The sequence below is a fragment of the Streptomyces sp. NPDC048734 genome, from assembly GCF_043198675.1.
Classification (GTDB): Bacteria; Actinomycetota; Actinomycetes; order Streptomycetales; family Streptomycetaceae; genus Streptomyces.
The window spans coordinates 267,061-290,671 of sequence record NZ_JBICUZ010000010.1; the positions used below are offsets into that span (position 1 = coordinate 267,061).

Annotated in this window: 16 protein-coding genes and 3 pseudogenes; 10 read left to right on the top strand and 9 right to left on the bottom strand. The window is 72.0% G+C overall.

All coding sequences use genetic code 11. From position 1 onward, the window contains the following. Nucleotides 1–28: 28 nt before the first annotated feature. Nucleotides 29–1,675 carry an RICIN domain-containing protein gene (locus ACGFQC_RS25820; protein WP_363092400.1) on the bottom strand — a complete coding sequence of 549 codons (1,647 nt, stop codon included), beginning with the start codon at nt 1,673–1,675 and terminating at the stop codon, nt 29–31. A 483-nt stretch (nt 1,676–2,158) separates the two neighbouring features. On the opposite strand from ACGFQC_RS25820, the gene ACGFQC_RS25825 reads away from it, so the two are divergent. Both ACGFQC_RS25825 and ACGFQC_RS25830 read left to right on the top strand, forming a co-directional pair. Next, entirely contained in the window at nt 2,159–3,808 is a 1,650-nt protein-coding gene (locus ACGFQC_RS25825) for a glycoside hydrolase 43 family protein (RefSeq protein ID WP_363092433.1), read from the top strand. A gap of 254 nt (nt 3,809–4,062) precedes the next feature. After that, nucleotides 4,063–4,344 (top strand): annotated as a pseudogene (locus tag ACGFQC_RS25830) (non-reducing end alpha-L-arabinofuranosidase family hydrolase); the annotation flags it as partial. Between the two features lie 43 nt (nt 4,345–4,387). Here ACGFQC_RS25830 and ACGFQC_RS25835 read toward each other — a convergent pair. After that, a complete protein-coding gene (locus ACGFQC_RS25835) occupies nt 4,388–4,960 on the bottom strand; it encodes a hypothetical protein (RefSeq protein WP_363092401.1) in 573 nt (190 codons plus the stop codon). A gap of 215 nt (nt 4,961–5,175) precedes the next feature. Here ACGFQC_RS25835 and ACGFQC_RS25840 point away from each other — a divergent pair, with 215 nt between their 5' ends. Continuing rightward, entirely contained in the window at nt 5,176–6,405 is a 1,230-nt protein-coding gene (locus ACGFQC_RS25840; RefSeq protein ID WP_363092402.1) for a SpoIIE family protein phosphatase, read from the top strand. 478 nt (nt 6,406–6,883) lie between these two features. Continuing rightward, nucleotides 6,884–7,045, top strand: a pseudogene (locus tag ACGFQC_RS25845) (restriction endonuclease); the annotation flags it as partial. Nucleotides 7,046–7,191: 146 nt separating this feature from the next. Here ACGFQC_RS25845 and ACGFQC_RS25850 read toward each other — a convergent pair. Continuing rightward, entirely contained in the window at nt 7,192–8,505 is a 1,314-nt protein-coding gene (locus ACGFQC_RS25850) for a cation:proton antiporter (protein WP_363092404.1), read from the bottom strand. A 280-nt stretch (nt 8,506–8,785) separates the two neighbouring features. On the opposite strand from ACGFQC_RS25850, the gene ACGFQC_RS25855 reads away from it, so the two are divergent. Together ACGFQC_RS25855 and ACGFQC_RS25860 are read left to right on the top strand one after the other, a co-directional pair. Then, nucleotides 8,786–9,304, top strand: a complete 519-nt coding sequence (locus tag ACGFQC_RS25855; RefSeq protein WP_363092405.1) for an SRPBCC family protein — start codon at nt 8,786–8,788, stop codon at nt 9,302–9,304. Nucleotides 9,305–9,341: 37 nt separating this feature from the next. After that, on the top strand, nt 9,342–11,660 hold the full coding sequence (locus ACGFQC_RS25860) for an FdhF/YdeP family oxidoreductase (RefSeq protein ID WP_363092406.1): 2,319 nt from the start codon (nt 9,342–9,344) through the stop codon (nt 11,658–11,660). A gap of 159 nt (nt 11,661–11,819) precedes the next feature. On the opposite strand, the gene ACGFQC_RS25865 is transcribed toward ACGFQC_RS25860, so the two are convergent. Then, on the bottom strand, nt 11,820–12,755 hold the full coding sequence (locus ACGFQC_RS25865) for a LysR family transcriptional regulator (RefSeq protein ID WP_363092407.1): 936 nt from the start codon (nt 12,753–12,755) through the stop codon (nt 11,820–11,822). Nucleotides 12,756–12,888: 133 nt separating this feature from the next. Here ACGFQC_RS25865 and ACGFQC_RS25870 point away from each other — a divergent pair, with 133 nt between their 5' ends. Continuing rightward, entirely contained in the window at nt 12,889–14,181 is a 1,293-nt protein-coding gene (locus ACGFQC_RS25870) for an MFS transporter (RefSeq protein WP_363092408.1), read from the top strand. A gap of 255 nt (nt 14,182–14,436) precedes the next feature. Here ACGFQC_RS25870 and ACGFQC_RS25875 read toward each other — a convergent pair whose 3' ends face one another. The 3 genes from ACGFQC_RS25875 to ACGFQC_RS25885 all read right to left on the bottom strand — a co-directional run bounded on the left by ACGFQC_RS25875 (nt 14,437) and on the right by ACGFQC_RS25885 (nt 16,596). Then, the gene (locus ACGFQC_RS25875; protein WP_363092409.1) at nt 14,437–14,637 is read right to left on the bottom strand and encodes a cold-shock protein; all 201 of its coding nucleotides are present in this window, start codon (nt 14,635–14,637) and stop codon (nt 14,437–14,439) included. Between the two features lie 276 nt (nt 14,638–14,913). Then, nucleotides 14,914–15,117 (bottom strand): cold-shock protein, encoded by a 204-nt coding sequence (locus tag ACGFQC_RS25880; RefSeq protein ID WP_033176667.1) that lies wholly within the window; start codon nt 15,115–15,117, stop codon nt 14,914–14,916. A gap of 411 nt (nt 15,118–15,528) precedes the next feature. After that, on the bottom strand, nt 15,529–16,596 hold the full coding sequence (locus ACGFQC_RS25885) for a YihY/virulence factor BrkB family protein (RefSeq protein WP_363092410.1): 1,068 nt from the start codon (nt 16,594–16,596) through the stop codon (nt 15,529–15,531). A gap of 208 nt (nt 16,597–16,804) precedes the next feature. Here ACGFQC_RS25885 and ACGFQC_RS25890 point away from each other — a divergent pair. Further along, nucleotides 16,805–17,549: pseudogene (locus tag ACGFQC_RS25890) on the top strand (LysR family transcriptional regulator); the annotation flags it as partial. Between the two features lie 224 nt (nt 17,550–17,773). Continuing rightward, the gene (locus tag ACGFQC_RS25895) at nt 17,774–18,763 is read left to right on the top strand and encodes an aldo/keto reductase (protein WP_363092411.1); all 990 of its coding nucleotides are present in this window, start codon (nt 17,774–17,776) and stop codon (nt 18,761–18,763) included. Between the two features lie 427 nt (nt 18,764–19,190). On the opposite strand, the gene ACGFQC_RS25900 is transcribed toward ACGFQC_RS25895, so the two are convergent. Together ACGFQC_RS25900 and ACGFQC_RS25905 are read right to left on the bottom strand one after the other, a co-directional pair. After that, a complete protein-coding gene (locus ACGFQC_RS25900) occupies nt 19,191–19,553 on the bottom strand; it encodes a hypothetical protein (protein ID WP_363092412.1) in 363 nt (120 codons plus the stop codon). 389 nt (nt 19,554–19,942) lie between these two features. After that, entirely contained in the window at nt 19,943–20,752 is an 810-nt protein-coding gene (locus tag ACGFQC_RS25905; RefSeq protein WP_363092413.1) for a class I SAM-dependent methyltransferase, read from the bottom strand. A gap of 673 nt (nt 20,753–21,425) precedes the next feature. Here ACGFQC_RS25905 and ACGFQC_RS25910 point away from each other — a divergent pair. Beyond that, a complete protein-coding gene (locus ACGFQC_RS25910) occupies nt 21,426–23,597 on the top strand; it encodes a hypothetical protein (RefSeq protein WP_363092414.1) in 2,172 nt (723 codons plus the stop codon). Nucleotides 23,598–23,611 lie beyond the last annotated feature (14 nt).

A 23,611-nucleotide genomic window follows, 5' to 3' on the forward strand; every position in this document is an offset into this window, starting at 1 on the left:
CGAGCGGCCGGGCGGCGGGCGACGTCCCTCACGTGCGGGTCCACTTCTGGTTGTGCTGGCCGTTGCAGGTCCACAGGACCAGTCGGGTCCCGTTGGCGGTGCCGGCCCGGTCGACGTCGAGGCACAGCCCGGCGCGCACGCTGCGGATCGTTCCGTCGGAACCGACGGTCCACTTCTGGTTGTCCTGGCCGTTGCAGGGCCAGGTGATGACGCGGGTGCCGTCGGTGGTGCCCCCGTCGTAGGCGTCCAGGCACTTGTCGCCGAAGACCCTGATCTCGCCGCCGGCCCAGGTGGTCCACAACTGGTTGGCGGCCGTGTGGCAGTCCCAGATCAGTACCGTGGCCCCGGCCGCGGTGGAGGCGTTGTCCACGTCCAGGCAGCGGCCGGACGCGTTGCCGCGCAGCCGCGAGGTGGTGGCGGCCGACGGGCTGCCGCCGCTCACCCGGAACACGGCCACGCCGTGCGCGGGGACGCTCGCCGAGATCTGCCCGGAGGTGCTCGACGTGCCGCCGGTCCACAGGTCCGTGAGGGTGAACGGCCCTCCGGACAAGCCGACCTGTGCGGCGGTGGTGGTGACCGTGGCGGTGCCGCCGCCCCGGTTGAACAGGCCCACCGCGACCGAACCGTCGGACAGGGCCTTGGCGAACACCTCGGTGGTCCCGTCGTCACGCACCCTGCGCCCGCCCGCGCCCAGGGGGTCCTGGTTCACCGCCAGCAGTCGCGGGTTGCGCAGGACCGCGCTCACGTCGGCGGACATGGTGCGGATGTCGTTGCCGGCCATGAGCGGGGCGGCCATGAGGGCCCACAGGGCGAAGTGGGAGCGGGACTCGGTCAGTGACAGGCCGGGACGGCCGACGACCAGCATGTCGGGGTCGTTCCAGTGCCGCGGGCCGGATTGCGCCGCGAGCGGGGCGGTGACGTCCAGGACGTTGCCGACGCCCATCGGGTAGCTGTTGGTGTTGCCGTTCTGCCAGATGTCGAGCAGGTCCTCGGTCGTGCGCCACAGGTCGGCGACCTCGCCCCAGTCGTAGGTGGCGCCGGTGATGGCGTGCAGGCTGTTGGGGTTGATGCTGTAGACGATCGGCCGCCCGGTGGCGCGCAGGGCGTCGCGCATGAGCGTGAACCGGGCGACCTGTTCGTCACGGGTGCCGCTGGAGGAGCACCAGTCGTACTTGAGGTAGTCGACGCCCCAGGAGGCGAACGTGGCGGCGTCCTGGGCCTCGTGGCCCCTGCTGCCCGTGGACCCCGGGTAGCCGCCCGTGGCCTGCGCGCAGGTGCGCTCGCCCGGCACCTGGTAGATGCCGAACTTCAGGCCCCTGCCGTGGATGTAGTCCCCGAGCGCCTTCATTCCGCTCGGGAACTTGGTGGGGTTGGCCCGCAGGTTGCCCGCCGCGTCGCGCTGCGGGTCGAACCAGCAGTCGTCGACCACCACGTACCGGTAGCCGGCGTCCCGCATCCCCGAGGACACCATCGCGTCGGCGGCCTGGCGGACCTGCGCCTCGGTGACTGCGCACCCGAAGCTGTTCCAGCTGTTCCACCCCAGCGGTGGGGTGAGCGCCGGACTGCCGGGGGCGGCCGAAGCGGTCGGCTGGACGGCGGCCGTGACGGAGGCGGTGACCGTCAGGGCGGCGGCCGCGAAGAGGTGAAGCAGTGTCCTGCCTGATCGTCTGAACACCGGGGCTCCTTTCCCGGAAGGGGAAGCCGTGAACTGCTTGCGCTCAAGGGCGGGTGTGAGGCCCGCGCGGCGCACGGACGCATCAGGGACCCCTGAAGCCGCCACACCGGACCCGCCGCTTCGGAACACCTGGGCAGCGAAAGATTCGTTCGACATGACGAACACCATTCGGGACTCAGGACCTTGACGGATCATCAGGGATGGTGCTGAGCATGTCAACACCGTCCGGATCGCCGGCCCCACGGCACCCGACGGGACGTCAGCACGCAATCACACACCCGCACTTCGAAATTTTTCGATGTGAACAGCGAATCATGCGAGAAGGATTGACGGGATCGCCAAGCTCTCTACTGTCCCAATTGCTCGGTTAGTCGATCGATGTTCGAAATGACGAACCGAGGCGAGCCTGCCCGACCGCTCAGCTCGCGGCAGGCAGGACCTACCGCGCGTTCCCGGGTCGCACGAGGAGAACGAAACGTGGACATGTCATGCTCTCATCAATATTTGGGCCGCCGCCGGGTCCTGGCCGCCGCCACCGGCCTGGCCACCGGCGCCTTCCTGCCCCTGGCCGCGGCCCCCGAGACCGCCGCCGCCGCTCCCCCTCCCGCCCCGGGTACGGCTCCCGCGGCCGCCGCGCAGTACACGAACCCGGTGATCTGGCAGGACTTCGCCGACATCGACGTCCTGCGCGTCGGCGACACGTACTACGCCTCGGCCTCGACGATGCACTACTCCCCGGGCGCGCCCGTCCTGCGCTCCTACGACCTGGTGAACTGGGAGATCGCCGGTCACTCGGTGCCCGTCCTCGACTTCGGCGCCAAGTACGACCTGAACGGGGCCCGTGGCTACGTCCGCGGCATCTGGGCGTCGTCGCTGGCCTACCGTCCGAGCAACCGGACCTTCTACTGGCTGGGCCAGATCGACTTCGCCCGGACGTACGTCTACACCGCCACCGCCGCCGAGGGGCCGTGGAACAGGCTGACGACCATCAGCACCCCCTACTACGACGCGGGGTTGCTCGTCGACAGCGACGACACCCTGTACGTGGCCTACGGGAACACCGCCATCAGCGTCGCCCAGCTCTCGCCCGACGGCCGCAGCCAGGTCCGCATCCAGCAGGTGTTCACCACACCGCCGAGTGTCGGAACCCTCGAGGGCGCCCGCTTCTACAAGATCAACGGGCAGTACTACATCTTCCTCACCCGCCCCGCGAACGGTCAGTACATCCTGAAGTCGTCGGGCGGCCCCTTCGGCCCGTACACGATGCGGCAGGTCCTGCTCGACCTGCGCGGGCCGATCCCCGGCGGCGGTGTTCCGCACCAGGGCGGGCTGGTGCAGACGCAGAGCGGCGCCTGGTACTACCTGGCCTTCGTCGACGCCTACCCCGGCGGCCGGATGCCCGCCCTGGCGCCGGTCACCTGGACGCCGGACGGCTGGCCCGTCGTGCAACTCGTGAACGGCGCATGGGGCACCTCGTACCCCAGCCCGGCCGTGCCCGCTCCGCCGCGCCAGGTCACCCCCATGGTCGGCGTCGACACCTTCGACGGCACGGCCCTGAAGCCCAGGTGGGAGTGGAACCACAACCCGGACACCACCAAGTGGTCGGTCGGCAACGGCCTGACCCTGCGGACCGCGACCGTCACCGACGACCTGTACTCGGCCCGCAACACCCTGACCCACCGCATCCAGGGCCCCACCTCCACCGCCACGGTCCAGCTCGACCACTCCGCGATGCGGGACGGCGACCGGGCCGGGCTCGCGCTGCTGCGTGACTCCTCCGCCTGGATCGGCGTCAAGCGCGACGGCGGCACGACGCGGGTGGTGATGGTCAACGGGCTGACCATGGACGGCAACTGGAACACCACCGGCACCGGCACCGAGGTCGCGAGCGCGGCCGTCCCGGGAAGCCGCGTCTGGCTGCGCGCCGGCGCGGACATCCGCCCCGGCGCGGGACGCCCCGGGACCTTCTCCTACAGCACCGACGGCACCAACTTCACCCGCCTCGGTCCCGTCTTCTCCCTGGGCAACGACTGGCGGTTCTTCATGGGCTACCGGTTCGCCCTCTTCAACCACGCCACGCAGGCACTCGGCGGCGCGGTCCGCGTCACGCGGTTCGAGCTGTCCGTGCCCTGAGCCGATCCGGTCAACCGGCTCCCCCGCCCGCCCCCCACCGTACGAGGAGAACGATGAACCCGCTGAAACGGTCCGGCCGACGCCGAGCCTTTGCCCTGGCCTGCCGGCCGTGGCCGCCATGGTGACGCCCGCCACCGTGACCGGCGCGTCCGGCGCCGAGCGGGCAGGCACACCGGGCGCCCAGGCGGCGCAGTCCGGGCGGTACTTCGGAACCGCCGTGGCCGCCGGAAAGCTCGGTGACGGCACCTACACCTCGATCCTGGACCGCGAGCAGCCTCACCGGCTCGTGGACGCCGCTGGCCGCGTCCGAGAGCAACCCCTTCGCCCGGGCGAACAACGTGACCTTCCCCGCCGGTGCCTGGACCCGGGACATCAGCCACGGTGAGACGATCCGCGCGGGCCACTGCCAGACGCTCAGCATCAACTCCTGCCGGCTCCAGTACCTCTACCAGGGCCTGAACCCCAACGCGAGCGGTGACTGCAGCGGCCTGCCGTGGCGGCTCGGTCTGCTCACCCAGACCGACTCCACCTGCTGACGAAGTGGGCCCCGCCGCTCGTGCGGGGCCCACACCCGGGTGGTCAGGCGGCGTGGCACAGGGCCGCGGGACCGCCCGGGGCGGCGGTGCCCGTCACGACCGGGTGCACGGCAGGGGCGGTGCCCGTCACGACCGGGTGCACGGCAGGGGCGGTGCGGACGGCCGCGGTGGCCGCGGCCCGCGAACGGCTCCGGGCGAAGACGACGAGGCGCAGCACCGCGAAGCGTGCGATTCCGGCGAGGGCGGAGGCGGACAGGTAGACCGCCTGCTCGAGCACCGCACCGGGGGCCGTCACCAGCTGCTCCAGGGCGAGCATCGCCGCGCAGGTCACCGCGTAGGCGGCGGCCGCGGAGCCGGCCGACTGCGCGTGCTGGCGCCGGGTCGCGCGCCCGCCCGCGCCGAAGGTGAAGCGGGCGTGCAGTTCGGTGGCCAGGAGGGTGGAGGCCACGGTGACCAGGGCGTTGGCCAGGATCCAGGGGACGGCGGAGGCCAGGGCGGCGACGGCGAAGCCGGCGGCGAGCCCCACCCCGCCGCCGCAGAGCACGAAGCGGGCGAAGGCGGTGCGGGCGCCGGGCGCTGCCTCGTCCTGGGCGCCGGGGGCGGGGGCGAGGGACATGGTGGCGTGCTCCTTCTTGCCGTTCTCCTTTTCCGATGCATCATCATGGCACATTGATGGCGCCACAGGAAATCAAATTGGCGCCATATCTCGCCATCATGGGTCCACCCAGGCGCCGGCCGTCCCCGGGCGGAGCAATGACCGAGCTCGGACGGCAGGCACGAACTATCGTGGAACCGCACATGTGGTGACGGGCGGCGTCGAGGCGGCAGCACATGAACGGACCGCGGATCGACTACGCGGCGGTGTTCCGGGCCCTTCCCGGCATGGTCGCACTGCTCACCCCCGACCTGGCGTACGCCGACGTCAACGAGGACTTCGCGCAGCTCACCGGACGCTCCCGCGAGCAGTTGCTCGGCCGCCACATCTTCGACGTGTTCCCGGAGAACCCCGGTGAACCGGCGGCAGCCGGCATGCGGGAGACGCGGACGTCGATGGCACGCGTGCTGGAGACGGGCGAGCGCGACACCATGGCGCTGCTCCGTTACGACATCGAGGATCCGCGGCGGCCCGGCCACTGGGAGGAACACTTCTGGAGCCCGGTCAACGCGCCGGTCCTCGGCCCCGACGGCGAAGTGGTCCTGATCATCCACCGGGTGGAGGAGGTCACCGAACTCATCCGCGCCCGTGGCGGCCGGGGCGGCAGCGACCGGGCCCGGGTGCTCGAGGCCGAGCTCTACACCCGCGCCCGTGAACTGCAGGAAGTCAATGAGCGCCTGCGCAGGGCGCACGCCCGGGAACGGGAGGTGGCCCTGACGCTGCAAGGGGCGATGCTGCCCGCTCCGGGCCCGGTCGGACATCACCGGGCGGCCGTGCGCTACCGTCCCGCGATCGGCGGCCTGAACGTCTGCGGCGACTGGTACGACCTGGTCGACCTGGCCGGGGACCGCATCGCGGTGGCCGTCGGGGATGTCGTGGGCCACGGGCTCGCCGCGGCCTGTGTCATGGGCCAACTGCGCAGCGCGCTGAGCGCGGCCGCCCAGGTCGCCGACGGTCCGGCCCAGGCCCTGGAGGCCCTCGGCCTCTACGCCCGCTCCGTCGACGGCGCCGAATCGACCACCGTGGCGAAGACGTTCGTCGACTGGGAGAGCCACACCCTCACCTACAGCTGCGCGGGCCACCCGCCGCCCGCACTGCTCTCTCCCGACGGGACCGTGACCTTCCTCGACGGGGCCACCGACCCTCCACTGGGCGTGAGCCCCGAGCACGTCCTGCGCTCCGAGGCGGCCGTCCCCTTCGCCGAGGGCGCCACGCTCGTCCTGTACACCGACGGCCTCGTCGAACGCCGGACCGAGGACATCTACACCGGTCTCGCCCGTCTCGCCGACTCCCTGACCCGCCACGGGCAGGCCGGCCCCGAGACCCTGGCGGACGGCCTCCTGGCCGATCTCCTCCCCTCCAGCGGCAACGCCGACGACACCGCACTCGTGGTCATCCGCCTCTGACCCTCCCGTCGGCGGCCGCGGAGCCGGCCGGCACGACCGGGCAAGGCAGGGGCCTGCCGCGCCCGGACGCCTCGGCCGCCCCGGCAGCCCCGGCCCGCGGCCCGGCAAGAGGCCGGCGCGAGGAGGACGAGGAGGACGAGGAGGGAGGCGGACGCCTGCTGCGGTGAGCCCCTGTGGTGCAGCCCGACGGCGAACAAGGCGTACAGCCCGGTGGCCAGGGCCACCGTCGACGTGAGGCGGGCACCGGTGACGGGCTTGCCGTGGGCTCCCACGCTGTACAGAGCGACGTACGGCCCCACGCTCGCGAACGTGGTGGGACAGGCGGCCAGTCGGTGGACGGCGAAGGCTCCCGCCACCACGGTGAGGCACGCTCCGGGCCACCGTCACCGCGCCACCAGGGGCAGCCACGGGACGAGCACCACCAAAACGCCGGGCACGTCGTACGGACGCTTCGCCAGATCACCGAACTCCGCACCGCGCCCGCGAGCAGGTCACGGCACTCGCCGGCCGACCGCTCGTCGGGCCGCAGCCGGGCGCACGCCGTGTCGCCGCCGGCCACCTCGCCTGGCACACCGGTCAGGTCCTCCTCGGCGCCCCGCCCCCTGCACCCTGCGCCCCGCGCCCCGCGGCAGCACCCTGAGGGACCCGGGCCGGGGACGCGGGCGAACGCGACGAGTTCACGAAGCGGACCGGGTCCCCGGCGGACGACGGTCGCCGACGCCCGTCCGGAGGAGATCGCCCGACCCGCACGGATGCGGACCGGCCGAACCGGTGCCCCCCGTTCGCTCACAGCCGCTGGTTCGCGATGTCGACCTCGTCCGGTTCGGGTCCCGTGGCCGGGTCCCGCTTCGCCCGGAGCAGGCGCAGCCGGTCCAGCCGGGAGATGACGGGCGAGGCCGTGATCCCGTGCAGGACGACGGAGACGAGGACGGTGAAGGCCACCACCGCCCACAGTTCCTCGGCCGGGACGTGGAACGTCTGCGGGCCGAGCGCGTAGGAGAGGTAGAACAGCGAGCCGATGCCGCGGATGCCGAAGAAGGCGGTCACCAGGCGTTCACGGGGGCCCGCGGCCGAGCCGAGCTGGGCGAGCCAGCCGGTCAGGGGGCGGATGACGAGCAGCAGCGACAGGCTGACGAGGATCCCCCGCCAGCTCAGCTCGGACAGGATCCCCTGCCCGAGGTAGGCGCCGAGCAGCAGGAGCAGGCCGGCGGTCAGGAGACGCTCGACCTGTTCCACGAAGTCGTGCATCACCTTGTGGTAGCCGTGGGCGCGTTCGGCGGACCGCAGGCGGCAGGCGGTGACGAACACGGCCAGGAAGCCGTAGCCGTGGGCGAGCTCGGTCAGACCGTAGGACAGGCACATGGCTCCCAGGGCCACGAAGCCCTCGCCGTGTTCGGCCAGCCGCATCATCCGCCAGCCGGCGCGGAAGAACACCCAGCCCAGCAGCGCCCCCACGGCCAGACCGCCGGCCACGCCCACGGCGCACTTGTACAGCAGGTCGACCAGCAGCCAGTGTCCGACCCAGTCCCCGGACATCCCCGTACCGGCTGCGCCGGCCAGCGCCATCGCCGCCGCCACCAGGGGGAAGGCCAGCCCGTCGTTGAGTCCCGCCTCGCTGGTCAGCGCGAACCGCACCTCGTCCTCGTCGTGCTCGGAGTCGGTGGGCTCACCGACCCGGACCTCCGAGGCGAGCACCGGGTCGGTGGGCACCAGCACGGCGGCGAGGAGCAGTGCGGCGGCCGGCGGCCAGTCCAGCAGCCCCCAGGCGAGGAGCGCCATCGCCGCGACGGTGAGCGGCATGGTGATGCCGAGCAGCCGCCAGGTGGCACCCCACCGGCGGCGGCCGAAGGGCCGGTTCAGGGCGAGCCCGGCCCCCATCAGCGAGACGATGACGCAGATCTCGGTGAGGTGCTCCACCCATATGCGGTCACCGATGGGATCGAGGTCCGGCAGCGGCACGGGCAGAAGGGTCAGGACCCCGCCACAGGCCAGGAACACGAGGGGCGCCGACAGGGGCCGGCCGGCCACCAGACGGGGCAGCACCGCCGCCCCCAGCGCACCCACTCCGAGCAGGGCGAACAGGAAATCAGCCGAGGTCATCGGTGACGGGTGCCCGCCATGGCCTGAAACTACGCAGTCCTGCTGGAGATGCCCGTCGGCATCGGTATCGGCCCTGTCCGCGAAGGCGGCCTCGTCGCCCGGTCACCGCTCGCCCCCCGTCAGGCGCCCTGTGTGAGCGGTGGTCGGACGCGCGGCGGAGCGGGCCGGCGCGCGGCCCCGACGGTCGGCCGCGGCGGTCGGCCGCGTACGGGCCGACGTGTGGCGACCGGCCGGGCGTGCGGTGAGACTGGGACGAGCGGCGGCTGACGATGGGTGGGCCATGCACAGCGTTGAGGAAACGATCGGGATCGCGGTTCCGGTGAGTACCGCGTACAACCAGTGGACGCAGGTCACGGGCTTCCCCCGGTTCATGACGGTGGTGAAGAGGGTCGACCAGGTCAGGCCGGCCCTGACCACGTGGACCATCGCGGCCGGACCGGTGCGCCGTGAGTTCCAGGCCGAGATCGTGGAGCAGGAACCCGACTCGCACGTGGTCTGGCGGAGCCTCGGGCGGCATCCCGCCCACCGGGGCGAAGTGACGTTCCGGCCCGGCGCGGCGGGCGGAACGGAGATGACCGTGCGGATCCACATCGAACCGCGCGGCGTCACCGGCGTGCTCGCCGGCCTCACCGGGCTGGCCGACCGTGTCGTACGGGACGAGCTGCGGCACTTCAAGGAGTACATCGAGGGCCTGGGAGAAGAGACCGGGGCCTGGCGGGGGATCATCCGCGGGGGGCGGGTGCGGCCCCGGGAAGCCAAGCCGCGCAGGAGCCGGGTGGCCCACTGGCCCGTCGGCTGATCCGCGAGCGGCAGCAGCGTGAGTGAGAGGCAACCCGATGAAGAAGGCGCCCGGCGACGAGCCGACCGAGGACCTGACCGTGACCCCGCCCAAGAAGTGGGCCGCGGGCCTGCCCGCGGTGGTCCATGCGATGGAGTACTCCCTGGAGGAGACCTCCCCCCGCAATGCCGGGCACACGCTGCTGACCATGAACCAGGTGGGCGGCATCGACTGTCCCGGCTGCGCCTGGGCGGACCCCGCGCCGGGCCACCGGCACCGCAACGAGTACTGCGAGAACGGCGCCAAGCACATCAACGACGAGGCGACGACGCGGCGCGTCACCGCCGACTTCTTCCGCACGCACTCGGTCTCCGAGCTGGGCCGGCGCTCCGACGCGTGGCTGAACCAGCAGGGCCGGCTCACCGAACCGGTGGTCAAGCGGCCGGGATCCGACCACTACGAGCCCATCAGCTGGAACGACGCCCTCGGCCTGCTCGCCTCGGAGCTGACGTCGCTCGGCTCCCCCGACGAGGCCGTGTTCTACACCTCCGGCCGGGCCGGCAACGAGGCCGCGTTCGTCCTTCAGCTGTTCGCCAGGGCGCTGGGCACCAACAACCTGCCCGACTGCAGCAACATGTGCCACGAGTCCAGCGGGTTCGCCCTGCACGAGACCCTGGGCACCGGCAAGGGAACGGTCAGCCTCGACGACCTCCACCACGCCGACCTGATCTTCCTGGTGGGACAGAACCCCGGAAGCAACCACCCCCGGCAACTGTCCGCACTCGAGGAGGCCAAGCGCAACGGCGCCCGTGTCATCGCGGTGAACCCGCTGCCGGAAGCCGGCCTGCTGAGGTTCAAGAACCCGCAGAAGGCGCGCGGGATGATCGGGCAGGGCGTCGAGATCGCCGACCGGTTCCTCCACATCCGCAACGGTGGCGACCTCGCCCTGTTCCAGGGGATCAACCGGCTGCTGCTGGAGGCCGAGGACGCCCGGCCGGGCCAGGTGCTCGCCCGCGACTTCATCGAGTCCGACACCGAGGGCTTCGAGGAGTTCGCCGAGCACGCCCGCACCGTCGAGTGGAAGGACGTCCTCGCCGCGACCGGACTGACGCGCGAGGAGATCGAGCAGGTCCGGGACGAGGTGCTGCGCAGCGACCGCGTCGTCGTCTGCTGGGCGATGGGGATCACGCAGCACAAGCACGCCGTCCCCACCGTCCGGGAGATCGTGAACTTCCTGCTGCTGCGCGGCAACGTCGGCCGGGCAGGCACCGGCGCCTGCCCGGTGCGCGGGCACAGCAACGTGCAGGGCGACCGCACGATGGGCATCTGGGAGCGGATGCCGGACGGCTTCCTCGACGCGCTCCAGGAGGAGTTCGGCTTCGACCCTCCGCGCGCCCACGGACTGGACTCCGTCAACTCGATCAAGGCGATGCGTGAGGGCCGCATCAGGTTCTTCCTCGCCCTGGCCGGCAACTTCGTCCGCGCCGCACCGGACAGCGAGATCACCGAGGAGGCCGTGCGCGGCTGCCGTACGACCGTCCACATCTCCACCAAGCTCAACCGGTCGCACACCGTCTGCGGCGAAACGGCGCTCATCCTGCCGACCCTCGGCCGCACCGAACGGGACATCCAGGCCGACGGGGAGCAGTTCGTCACCGTGGAGAACTCGATGAGCGAGGTGCACACCTCCCGCGGCCGTCTCCAGCCCGCGTCTCCCCTGCTGCTCAGTGAGGTCGCCATCCTGTGCCGGCTCGCCCGCCGCACTCTCGGCAGGGCGAGGGCCGACATCCCGTGGGAGGAGTTCGAGGCCGACTACGGCACGATCCGCGACCGCATCTCCCGCGTCGTCCCCGGACTGCACGACTTCAACCGGCGTGTGACACGTCCCGGCGGCATCCAGCTGCCGAACCCGGTCAACGAGGGCGTCTATCACAACGCCGTGGGCAAGGCGCTGTTCACCCGGAACGCCTGGGAGATGCCGCACGCCCCCGAGGGGCACCTGCTGCTGCAGACCATGCGCTCGCACGACCAGTGGAACACCGTGCCCTACACGTCGAACGACCGCTACCGGGGCATCCACGGCAGCCGGCGTGTGGTGCTCGTCAACCCGGAGGACATCACCGGTCTCGGCCTCGCCGAGGGGCAGTACGTCGACCTGGTCGGTGTGTGGCGGGACAACGCCGAGCGCCGCGCCGCGGGCTTCCGCGTGGTGCCGTACCCGACCGTGCGCGGCTGTGCCGCCGCCTACTACCCGGAGACCAACGTCCTGGTACCGCTGGAGAGCGTGGCCGACGGGAGCAACCAGCCGACGTCGAAGGGGATCGTGGTCCGGCTGGAGCCCGCGGCCGCGCCCCGGCCGGAGGCGTCCCGGGACTGAGGTCCGTCCGGCTCCGCGCCACCGGTACGTCGGCCGGGTCCCGGCGCGCCGGGCCGCCGGGGGGCCTGAGGCCGGCGGTGAGCCGTCGCGCTCCTGCTCGCGGCGGCGGACGGAGTCCCGTCCGCCCCTACGCCGACGTGCGCGAGGTCGCGGCGGCGGTCAGTGCGCGAGCACCCAGTCGGGCGTCCAGGTGCCGGCGGTGGCACGGCCTGCCGCTGTGGCGGCGAGGTGGGCGCGGAGGGTGCCCAGCGCCGGGTGGGGGTTGTCGCGGTGCCACAGGAGCGAGTGCGGATAGACGGGTGTCGGGTCGGTCACCGGGATGCGGCGCAGGCCGTGGTCCGAGGGCCAGACCAGGCGTGTCCGTCCGCCCATGAAGGTGGCCAGGGCCGGGGTGTCGGCGACGGTGTCGAGGAGGGCGTCGGAGCCGAAGTTGGGGCCGGTGGCCTCGATGGTGAGGCCGAACTCGGCCACGAGGTCGTCGTAGTAGGCGGCCCACTCGGTGCCGGGAACGATGCCGGGCATCCAGATCCGGTGTCCGGCGAGCTGCTCGACGGTCACCGACCGGGCGCCCGCCAGCACGTGGGCGGGGCCGGTGAGGAGCTGGAGCGGCTCGTCGAGCACCCGGACCGACTCGATGTCCTCCGGTAGGGGCCTGCCGGGCGCGGCGACCGCGCGGAAGGAGGCGTCGATCGTGCCGGAGCGGACGGCGGCGACGGCGGTCTCGATGTCAAGGAGCATCACCACGTCGAGCTCGATCTCGGGGTACGCGCGGTGGAAGCCGCGCATGAGTCCCGACGCCGCCCCGCGCGAGGCGATGATGTCGACGCGCAGTGGACGGCGGCCGGTGCGCACGGAGGTGACCGCGCGCTCGGCGACGCGCAGCAGTTCGCGCGCGTGGGGCAGGAACGCCTGCCCGTCGATGGTGAGCTCGGCTCCGCGCGCGGTCCGGGTGAACAGGCGCACTCCGAGGTCGCGCTCCAGCGCGGCGATGCGCTTGGAGACGGCCTGCTGGGTGACCGCCAGCTCGGTGGCGGCCTCCTGGAACTGTCCCGCGTCGGCGGCGGCGACGAACGTCCGGACGGTGTCGAGATCCATGCCGACACCCTAGAGCCACAACGTTTGGTTGTGGCTTGCGGTCCGCCCGTTGTTTGATTCCCGGCCCGAGCCTTCGCTTTGATGCTTCCGGTCGCCTGTCGGTTGTGCGGATGAGGAGCGGGGAGCGCCAGGCATGGAGAGCGGGCACCGGCCGGGACGGTTGTTCGGGTACCGGCGGGGACATCGACCGGGGCACCGGCTGGGGCGGCGGTTCGGGTGGCTCTGGGGAGCGTACGCGACGAGCGCGCTCGGCACGTGGCTCGCCTTCGGCGCGGTCCCGCTGATCGCCGTCCAGGTGCTGCACGCCGGACCGGCCGAGGTCGCGGCGCTCGCCTCCGCGGGGGCGGCGGTGGGCGCAGCGGTGGCGGTGCCGCTCGGCCCGTGGGTGGAGTTCCGGCGCAAGCGGCCGGTACTGATCGCGACGGACCTGGCGCGGTTCGCGGCGCTGCTGACGATTCCCGCGGCATTCGCGCTCGGCGTGCTCACCTTCCTCCAACTCCTGCTGGTCTCGGTCGTCGTCGCAGCGGCGGACATCACCTTCCGCGCCGCCTCCGGCGCGTACCTCAAGACGCTGCTGCCGGCCGAGGACCTGCTCGTCGCCCACGCCCGTTTCGAGTCCACGGCCTGGACGACGACGATCGTCGGACCGCCGCTGGGCGGCGCGGCGATCGGGCTCCTCGGCCCGGTGGCGACGGTGGTGGCCGACGCGGTCAGCTACCTGCTGTCGGCCCTCGGCCTGCGCGCGATGGGCGGGCACGAGCTTCGGCCGGAGCGCCGGGAGACCGCGCGCATGCGGGCCGGGGACCTGCTCGACGGCTGGCGGTACATCCTCGCGGACCCGACGCTGCGTCCACTGTTCCTCAACACCGCCCTGTTCAACGGCCTGGTGATGGCCGCTTCGCCCTTGCTGGCCGTCCTGATGCTCGGCCGGCTCGGGTTCGCACCGTGGCAGTACGGGCTGGCCTTCGCCGTGCCCTCGATCGGCGGGCTGCTCGGTTCGCGGCTGGCACCAGCGCTGGTCACGCGGTTCGGGCAGCGGCAGGTCCTGCTCGTGTTCGGGACGCTGCGTGCGGTGTGGCCCGTCGGCCTGGCCTTCCTGGGGCCGGGCACCGGAGGGCTGCTGCTGGTGATGGGCGTCGAACTCGCGCTCATCTTCTGCTGCGGGGTCTTCAACCCCGTCCAGGCGACCTGCCGGCTCGAGCGCACCGCGGCCGACCGGGTCACCCGCACGCTGTCGGCCTGGGCGGTGACGACCAAGGCCTCGACCGCGCTCCTGACGGCGGTCTGGGGTGTGCTGGGAAGCCTGCTGGGCCCGCGGACGGCCATCGGCCTGGCCGGCGTACTGCTGCTGGCGACCCCGCTGCTGCTCCCCCGCCGCGCGACGGCGCAGCTCACCCAGCCGGCACCAGCACCGAACCGCATCTGACGGGCCGCGCCGCTGCCCCGCCGAGCGGTCCTCCTGCGACGCCACCGCCGAGCAGGGCCTTGTTCATGAACCATCGGCGGGAGCGGTGGGCTGCCGGCGTGCGCGGCTTGTGTTCGTGCGTTGGGTCGGCCATGCCATCAACGATTTCGTCAACGATTTGGAGCGGCCTGGCGAGGGCCTGCGGACGCGCTGGGAATCCGTGGCCACCGGGACGTCAGGGGCCGCCACCGCCGCAGGGGCGTCGCCTCGCAGCCCTCAGGTGACGATGTTCTCCGCGTACGGGCACTTCCGTCCGTACACGGCGTCGAACGTCACCCTCTGGCCCGCCAGGAGGCCCGCCAGTCCGTGATCGGCGATGTAGGAGTAGTGGGCGTACACGTCCGCGCCACTGCCGTCCTGCTCGATGAAACCGAAACCCCGTGCCGAGTTGAACCACTTCACCGTGCCAGTCGCCATTTCTTCCCTCCCTGTCGCAGCCGGTCGGGTGCGCAGCGGATGCCTCACACCGCACGCCGACACACCGGGGACACGGGCGCTGAATCGCGCCCGACACTTGCGGAACACCGAGTGAATTCATTGGGACGATAACACGAAATCTGGATTCGAATTTCCCCGGAGCGGAATTCCCCGTCGTGCGGATGAAGTGGCCGCTCCACGGACCCGGCGAACAGACGGCAAACGGCTGGGCCCGCACCGATCGGTGCGGGCCCAGCCTTTACGTGCGTACCGCGATCAGGCGGGAACGATGTTCTCCGCCTGCGGGCCCTTCTGGCCCTGCGTGACGTCGAAGCTCACCTTCTGGCCTTCCTGGAGCTCACGGAAGCCGGAGGCGGCGATGTTCGAGTAGTGGGCGAAGACGTCGGCGCCGCCGCCGTCCTGCTCGATGAAGCCGAAGCCCTTTTCCGCGTTGAACCACTTCACGGTGCCAGTAGCCATGTCATATCTCCTTTGGGGCATTACCCGTGGGACCCGCACTGTGCACGTCCCGCGTCGCCGTGATGATGACCCCGTCCGGAATACAAACCGGCATTAAAAAGCGCACCCGCCGACCTGGAGGACGGCAGGAGCACTTGAAGTTTTCGGGAACCACAACTGCAACTGGAAGAACCGTAGCACGGAATAACCGCCCGAGCGAGCCCCGACAAAAACCGCCACTGTTTCTCGAGCCGTCCACCGACATACCCTCACCGCACATGAATCGGATTTCTGCGCCGACGGCGACAGAATTTGTGCCGCGACCTCCGTGACGCCGCGGACCGCCGACGAGCAACGCCCCGGCGGAGCCCGAGAGGACCGGCCTCCACGAAGGGGGACCGGCTCGACCGGTCCTCACCCATGGAGACCGCCTCAGGAGTCCAGACGGCGGCGGTCCTCCTCGTCCCACTTGCTGGTGTCGCGCGGCTCCACGTAGGGCTCCTGCCCGGCCGGACGGCCTGCCGCGACGGCGCGCTGACGGTTCATCTCCGCGTCGAACTCCAGCCCCAGCAGGATCGCCAGATTCGTGAGCCACAGCCACACCAGGAAGATGATCACGCCGGCGAGGGCGCCGTAGGTCTTGTTGTACGAGCCGAAATTGGCCACGTAGAACGCGAACCCCGCCGAGGCGATCATCCAGATCAGCAGGGCCAGGAAGCTGCCGGGCGTGACCCAGCGGAAGCCGCGCACCTTGGCGTTGGGTGTCGCCCAGTACAGAATCGCGATCATGATCGTGACCAGGACCACGAGCACCGGCCACTTCGCGACCGACCACACCGTCAGGAAGGTGTCCCCGACACCCAGCGTGGTGCCCACCTGCCGCGCCAGGCTGCCGGTGAAGACGACGATCACCGCACTGATGACGGCGATGACCATCAGTACGACGGTCACCCCGACCCGGACCGGCAGCACCTTCCACACCGGACGCCCCTCGGGGACGTCGTAGACCGCGTTCGCGCACCGGATGAAGGCGGCGACGTAGCCGGACGCCGCCCAGATCGCGAGCGCCAGGCCGACGATCGCCACGAGGGAGCCGAGGCCGCCGTTGCCCTGCATCTGCTGTACCGCGTTGCGCAGCACGTCCCGGGCCGCGCCCGGAGCGAGTTTCTGGATGTTGTCCAGCACCTGCTGCGTCACCGACTGTCCGACGACGCCGAGCAGGGAGACCAGCGCCAGCAGCGCGGGGAACAGCGCCAGGATCCCGTAATAGGTGAGCGCCGCGGCCCGGTCGGTCAGCTCGTCCTTCTTGAACTCCTTGAGGGTGCCTTTGAGCACCGCCCTCCAGGAGTGCTTGGGCATGTCCGTCGGAGTGTCCGGCGCCCTCCGCTCCACCTGCTCGTCCGTCCCGGCACCCGTTCCCCGCCCGCTCCCGGTCTCGGTCTCGCGGTCGGCCTCGGTGCGCGTGCCGTGTCTGCCGTGTCTTCTCAGCGTCCGTACCATGCCGACCGGGTATCCGGGCGGGCGCCGACCAAGCCCCGCATAAGCGACAAAAGGTGCTTTTCGGGCGCCCGGCGACCTCGCCGCCGGCGGACAGGAGGCAAGCCGGCTCGACGACTGCGCACGAAAGCGGAGGCGGCGGTCAGGTGGTGGTGGGCCAGGTCCTCAGCAGGGCCGCGATCTTCCCGGCGGTGCAGGCGGGGCCGAGGAGGGTGGGCTCGAACGGCGCCTGGACGCCGCCCTCCTGGAGCGCGGCAGCCGGGGCGTCACCCTGACCGAGGCCGGGGCGGTACTGCTGCGGGAGGCGCGGGCGGCGCTGGACGCCGTGGAGGCCGCCGAGCGGCGCACCCGCCGGGCCGCCCGCGCCGCGGCCGGCCGGCCGGCCCGCCGTGGTGCTCGCCGCGAAGGCGGGCGCCTCCGGTGAGCTGCTGGCGAAACTCCTGGACGCCTACGCTGCCGAACCCGGCGCCGTCGCCGTGGACATCGTGCTGTGCGGGCCGGGTGAGCAGGCACGGGTGCTGCGCGACGGCCGGGCCGACGTGGCCTTGCCGCACCGGCCGTTCGACGACACGGCCGGCTTCGACACCGAGGACCTGCGCACCGAGGAGCAGGTCGTGATCCTCCCGGCGGACCACCCCCTCGGCGTCCGCCCCCGCCTGCGGCTCGCCGAGGTCACCGGTCTTCCCGGCCTGCCCCTCCCCCGGTGGCCGCGTCCCGACGGCACCTTCCCGGACGGCCCCGGCCCGCAGGTGCGCGACCACACCCAGCTCACCCAGCTCATCGCCCTCGGCCGGGCCTGCGCGGTCGTCCCGGAGTCGGGCCGCACCGGCCTGCGCGAGGGCCTCACCGCCGTACCGGCCCTCGACGCCCCCCACGTCACCACGGTCATCGCCTGGCCCCCGCACAGCCGCTCGACGGCGGTCGCGGGGCTGGTCCGCGCGGCCACCGCCCTGTGACCGACGGGGGGACCCGGTCCGCCTGAACGGTCGACTTGCGCTGGAGTGCGCTCCAGGTCGTAGCGTCACAGACAACGCGGCGCGCGAAGCCCGTCCCGGCCGGAGCCCGTCCCGGCCGGAGCCCCTCCCGGGATGCCGGACGGTGGAATCCGTCGCTGGACGGATGCAGGGCTTCGTGCCGTCCGGACGACGAACGAGTGCACAGGGAAAGGCTGGAACACAACATGCGGAAGCGCAGTCTGCGGGACCTCCAGGTGTCGGCCATCGGCCTGGGGTGCATGGGCATGTCCGCCTTCTACGGATCCGCCGACCGGGAAGAGGGGATCGCGACCATCCGGCGTGCCCTCGACCTCGGGGTGAACTTCCTCGACACCGCCCAGATGTACGGGCCGCTCACCAACGAGTCGCTCGTCGGTGAGGCGATCCGGGGACATCGCGACGAGTACGTGATCGCGACGAAGTTCAACTACCGGATGGACGAAGCGGTCCCCGGTGACATCAGCACGGTCGGCCCGCAGGACGGCTCGGCCGAGCACGTCCGCAGCTCGGTCCACGGCTCCCTGGAGCGTCTGGGAACCGACCACATCGACCTGTACTACCAGCACCGGGTCGACCCGGACGTACCGATCGAGGAGACGGCCGGCGCGCTGGGCGAGCTGGTCGCCGAGGGCAAGGTGCGGTACATCGGCCTGAGCGAGGCGAGCGCGGAGACCATCCGGCGCGCGCACGCCGTGCACCCGGTCACCGCGGTGCAGAGCGAGTACTCGCTGTGGTCGCGGGACGTGGAGGCCGAGGTGCTGCCCACCTGCCGGGAGCTGGGCATCGGCTTCGTGCCGTACTCGCCGCTCGGCCGCGGATTCCTCGCCGGGCGGTTCACCTCACCGGACGAGCTGGACGCGAACGACTGGCGCCGCGAGAACCCGCGCTTCCAGGACGCCAACCTGGAGGCGAACCTCCGGCTGGCGGCGAAGGTGAAGGAGATCGCCGCCGAGAAGGAGGTGACCCCGGCCCAGCTGGCCATCGCCTGGGTGCTGGCCCGGGGCGAGGACCTGGTGCCGATCCCGGGCACCAAGCGCCGCACCTACCTGGAGCAGAACGCGGCCGCGGTCGACATCGTGCTGACCGGGGACGACCTGGCCCGCATCGACGCGGAGCTGCCCGAGGCGGCGGGCGAGCGGTACGACGAGGCGGGGATGAAATCCGTCAACCGCTAGCAGAGCTCCGTCGACGTGACGGAACGGCTTCCCGGACCTCGTCGGCTCGGACGGCGGGTGGCGGCCTCGTGCGAGGACCCCGCTGTGCCGGCTGAGATCGACGAGGTGGACCGGGGCGCCGTACCGGGCCGTCCCCACCGGTACGAGCCGGATCGTGCCGCCCGCCCGGCCCGCGCGCCGGGCGGGCCGCGCCACCGCATCGCCCGACACCACGGCCCACGGACGGCTTCGCCGTGTCGGGCCCGGCGCCCTGCCGGGCGCCCCCGGCCGCGGCAACGGGTACGTCGCTCCTCCTGGACGGCGAGGTCCTCGACGCGGCGACGACGCACCCGCCCCGAGAAGGACGGTGGGCCGACCCGTCGTGCGCGAACGCTCCACGGCACGGACCGCCTGTCGGCATCGGGGCCGCGAGGGAAGGCGACCGGGTTCAGTGCCCCGCGATCCAGCGTCGGACGGCGTCGTTGACGGTGTCGTCCAGGGTGCTCAGCGCTTCCACGGCGTGCAGATCTCCGGGCGCGGGCGCGACGCCCGCCCGGACGAGTGCCGCGTGCAGCTCCAGACGACGGCCGTCGGCCGGGGACAGGGCCGGCCGACGGCCCGGTTCGGGGACGCGCGACAGTGCCTCCTCCTCGGCCCGCGCCTGGGGCGGTACCCGCCAGTCCTCGTCCCCCCACTGCCCACCCGTCTGCGCTCCGTCGAGAGTCGTGTTCGCGTCGACACCGCAGCGGTAGGGGTCCAGGATCAGCCGAGGCACCGTCACCGCGGTCGGCGAGTAGTTCCACTCCTGCATACAACCAACCTCCAACATCGGCGTTCGCTCGGTTTCCAGGAGGCCGCCCGGGCGGTCGGCAGTTGCAGTCCGGGCGACGGACCACCCGAACGCACCCAAACCCATCTCGTCAGATCACCGCGCCATCGGAGAGCACGATGATGCGCACGTCGTCCGGCGCCGGCTGCGTCGTCCTCACGATCTCGCCCCGTCCGCGCACGGCGCTCGCCGAGGCCGGGCGGTCCGAGGTGTAGGACGCCGCTGCCGCGTAGTCCTCGCGGCGTGCGCGGGACGGCCGCGTAGTCCTCGCGGCGTGCGCGGGACGGCGAGGTCATCGGCACGGAGAGCGCCTCGGTGATCCTCGATGACATGGCTGCTCCCTCAGGGGCGCCCGCCCAGGGCCACGGTGTCTATTGCTGGGGCGTGTGAAGGGGGTCATGTTCGGAGCCGGACCTGGACGAGCACCGCGACGGCGGTGCCTCGACGACGAAGAACAGGAAGCAGGGTTTGGTCGAAAGGTCGTGGAAGCCGTCGGGGAACAGGTCGCGGGCGGCCGGGTCGGGCTGCGGCTCGCTGACGGTTGCGAGGCGGAAGCCTGCGGTGGTGAAGGCGTCGACCATCGCGTGCAACGGCTTGCGCCAGAACTTCATGGGGACGGACCGCCCGTCGAAGGTCCAGTCGAAGGTACAGCTGGTGGTAGCGAAGTAGTCGGGCCGGGGATCCGTGATCGTGTACGCCACGAAAGGGTGGTCCACCGACGCGATCAGCCGGCCACCGGGCCTGAGTACGCGCCGCATCTCGGCCAGTGTCGGCCCCCAGTCCTCCAGGTAGTGCAGCACCAGCGACGAGACCACGTCGTCGAACGCCTCGTCGGCGAACGGCAGGGGGTCGTTCAGGTCGGCCACGCGCAGGTCCGCCTCGTCCCCGAGCCGTCGCCTGGCCAGTGCCAGCATCCCTGCGCTGGCGTCGATGCCCGTGACGACCGCACCGCGGTCGCGGAGCGCGGCGGACAAGGGGCCCGAGCCGCAGCCGGCGTCCAGGATCCGACGGCCGGTCACGTCTCCGGCGAGGGCCAGCATCGCGGGCCGCGCGTAGTACGCGTTCACCAGGTTGTGCTCGTTCTCCGCCGAGTAGGCCTCGGCGAAACTGTCGTAGTCGTTCACCCGGGCCGGGCCTGCGAACCGGGTGAGGCTCTCGGGCACGTGAGGCACGCTTTCCATCGTCGCAGCCTAGTGGCCGCACGATCCGCAGGACGAAACACAGAAGTCTCCGTCAGGGGGCGGGAGTTCGGAGAGGTCTGGGGGTGAGGACGAGCGGGGCCGAACCCGAGGCCGCTCGACCGTGGCCACTGGTTCGAGAGTTCGGCGTGCGTGTCCGATACCGGTTTCCCGGGCCGCTCCTTCTCGTGCGTCTTTTGAAGGCCGGCCCCGGAACGACGTCAGCCGCGGGGCGACGGGTCGGGTGCGCAGACCCCGGGCACGATGCCCTGGCTCATACGCAGACTGCCGCCGACTGCTTTCGGCCGCGATCTGTTCCGCCGGCTGGTTCGTGGTGCATGGTGGGGGTGCGGGTTACACCCTCCGGGTGAGGATCCTCCTGCTGGGCCGTGCCGTCCGCGTGGACGGCCGGGTCCGCCGCGCCTCCCGGCTCCCCACGGGAGGCATACGGCTGTTCGGGCCCGGATCCGATCCTTTCCGCTCGGCCGCTGCCGTGTCCCGTGGAGCGGCTCGAAGCCGGCTGCGGGAGCGTCCGGACCGCGGGTGCCGGCGGAGGGGAGGATTCTGCCCGCGGGCGTGGACGATGTCCCGCGGGCATGGGCGGTGTCCCGCGGGCGTGGGCGGTGCGCGGAAAACTCCCGCGCGCCGGCTCGCACACCTCTGCGATCATCCCCGGATGGCGCACAGTCTCGAATCGCTGGTCATCCGGCACACGCACCGCCTTCCCTCTCCCCGGGGCTCCGCAGGTCAAGGAGCCACCGCCGCACGGCAGTTCGACGCAGCGCTGACATCCGTGGGCTTCAAGCTGTCGTCGGAGCTGCTGCAGCGGCTGTCGGGGCTGTCCGAGGCCGCGGTCGTGCACACGGCCGGGCGGACGCTGCGCACCGTGGCCGAGATGGTGGGCGACCACGTCCGGCACAACGCGTACTTCATCGACTTCCCGGCGAACGTGCCGGACACCGAGGAGTTCTGGGCGCGGTGCGTGGCGGAGGCGCTCGCCGACGACACCTCCCGCGAGAACGTGCTGACCCAGCTGGCGCACGGGGTGCTGGACCTGCTCAGCCTCCCCGCCTACGGCCGCTACCGGCACACCTACGAGGAGATGCTCGCGGCACAGGACGAACTGATCACCTCGGCCGGCGACCGGGTGACCGTCCTGCACCTCGGACGGGACCTGGAGGAGGAACTCACGGACCTGTACCTGGCCCTGGCGGGCAGCACGACGCCGCTGGGCGAGGAGCACCTGGGCGACCTCAAGGTCCTCGCCGAGCGGTGCGCGCTCGGCCCCCAGCCGGAGTCGATCCCGGTCCGGGAGAACCGGGCGGTGGTCAACGAGGCCCGCCTCGCCGCCGGCGCGGACCTCCTGCTGGACACCGTCACCGACGTGCTGCGGCTCGCGTGCGCCCTGTCGGGCGGCGACGTGACGCTGCGGGAACCGACCCGGTTCCGGTCCCTGCCGCGGCCGGTCCGCCGTGCCCTGCTCGCGGGCCTCGACGCCGTGGTCGCGGCGAACCCCGCCAAGCTGGCCGACGTGCACGCGCACCGCGAGCCCTTCAAACGGCTCGGCGAGCGTCTCCACCCGCACGAGTACCCGCGCTGGCCGCACGCCGCCGACGTGTTCGCCGTGGCGCGGGGCGAGAAGGAGGCCCGGTCCTTCGACAGCCATGTCGAGAAGCTGCTCGACGAGTACGACGTCCTCGGCGCGACGCGGCTGCTGAGGTCCGCTCCCGGCAAGCTGTTCCGCGCCCTGGACCTCCTGCTGCGCATCGCCGCCGACCAGGGGGAACGGGACGCGGTGGTGGCCGCCGCGGTGGAGGTCGCCCCCCGGGTCTCCGGCCGGGTCGTGCTCTCGGTCCGCGAGCACTTCCAGAACCGGGAGCGGGAGACGGCCGAGCCCCGGATCTTCGTCAACCGCCGGGGCCGCGGCTGGGTCGCCCCGGACGTACGGCCGCCCGTGCCCGCCGCCGACCGTGAGCGTCTGATCGCCGCCCTCGACGCCGAGACACGGCGCCGGCTCCCCGCGCCGGGCCGGCTGCTGCTGGATCCCGACGTCCTCGACGTGGCGCTCCCGCTCAGCGGCAGGGCGACCGCGGCCGGGCTCGGCGTCCTGCCGCGCGGTTCGGTCTCCGCCGTCGAGGGCGAACGGCTGCGCTTCTTCGTGTACTGGAAGGAGACCGCGCAGCGGACCGACTACGACCTCTCGGCGCTGCTCCTCCGCCGCAACTACAGCACCGACTCCTGGCTGTCCTACACGTCCCTCACCGCCGTCGGGGGCAAGCACTCCGGCGATGTCACCGAGGCGCCCGACGGGGCCTCGGAGTTCATCGACCTGTCCCTGGACCGGGTGCGCGGCACCTTCGTCGTTCCGCAGGTCAACATCTTCGCCGGCGAGAGCTTCGAGGAGGTCGAGGAGTCGTTCTTCGGCTTCATGCTGCGCGACGGCGAGCAGCAGGGCCGCCCGTTCGAGCCGCGCACGGTGCGGATGAAGTCGGACCTTCGCGGGGCGGGCCGGGTGGCGCTGCCGCTGGTGTTCCGGCGCGAGGACGACGGCCGGTGGCACGCGAAGTGGCTGCACCTGTACCTGAGGGGCGTCTCGTCGGCCAACCGGGTCGAGGAGAACCAGGTGTCGGTGTCCAAGGTGGTGCGCGCCGTGGTCGAGCGCGATTACCTGACGGTCCGCCACCTGGCCGGCCTCCTGTCCGGCGGCACCACGGTCGTGGAGCTGTGGGACGGCGGGCCGGTGCCGGACGAGCCGGTGCTGTACATCGGTCTCGAACGCCCCGAGGGGCTGCACCCGGACTCCCGGGTCGTCACGCCGGAAAATCTCCGCGACCTGATACCGGCCTGAGTGCTAGCGTTGGC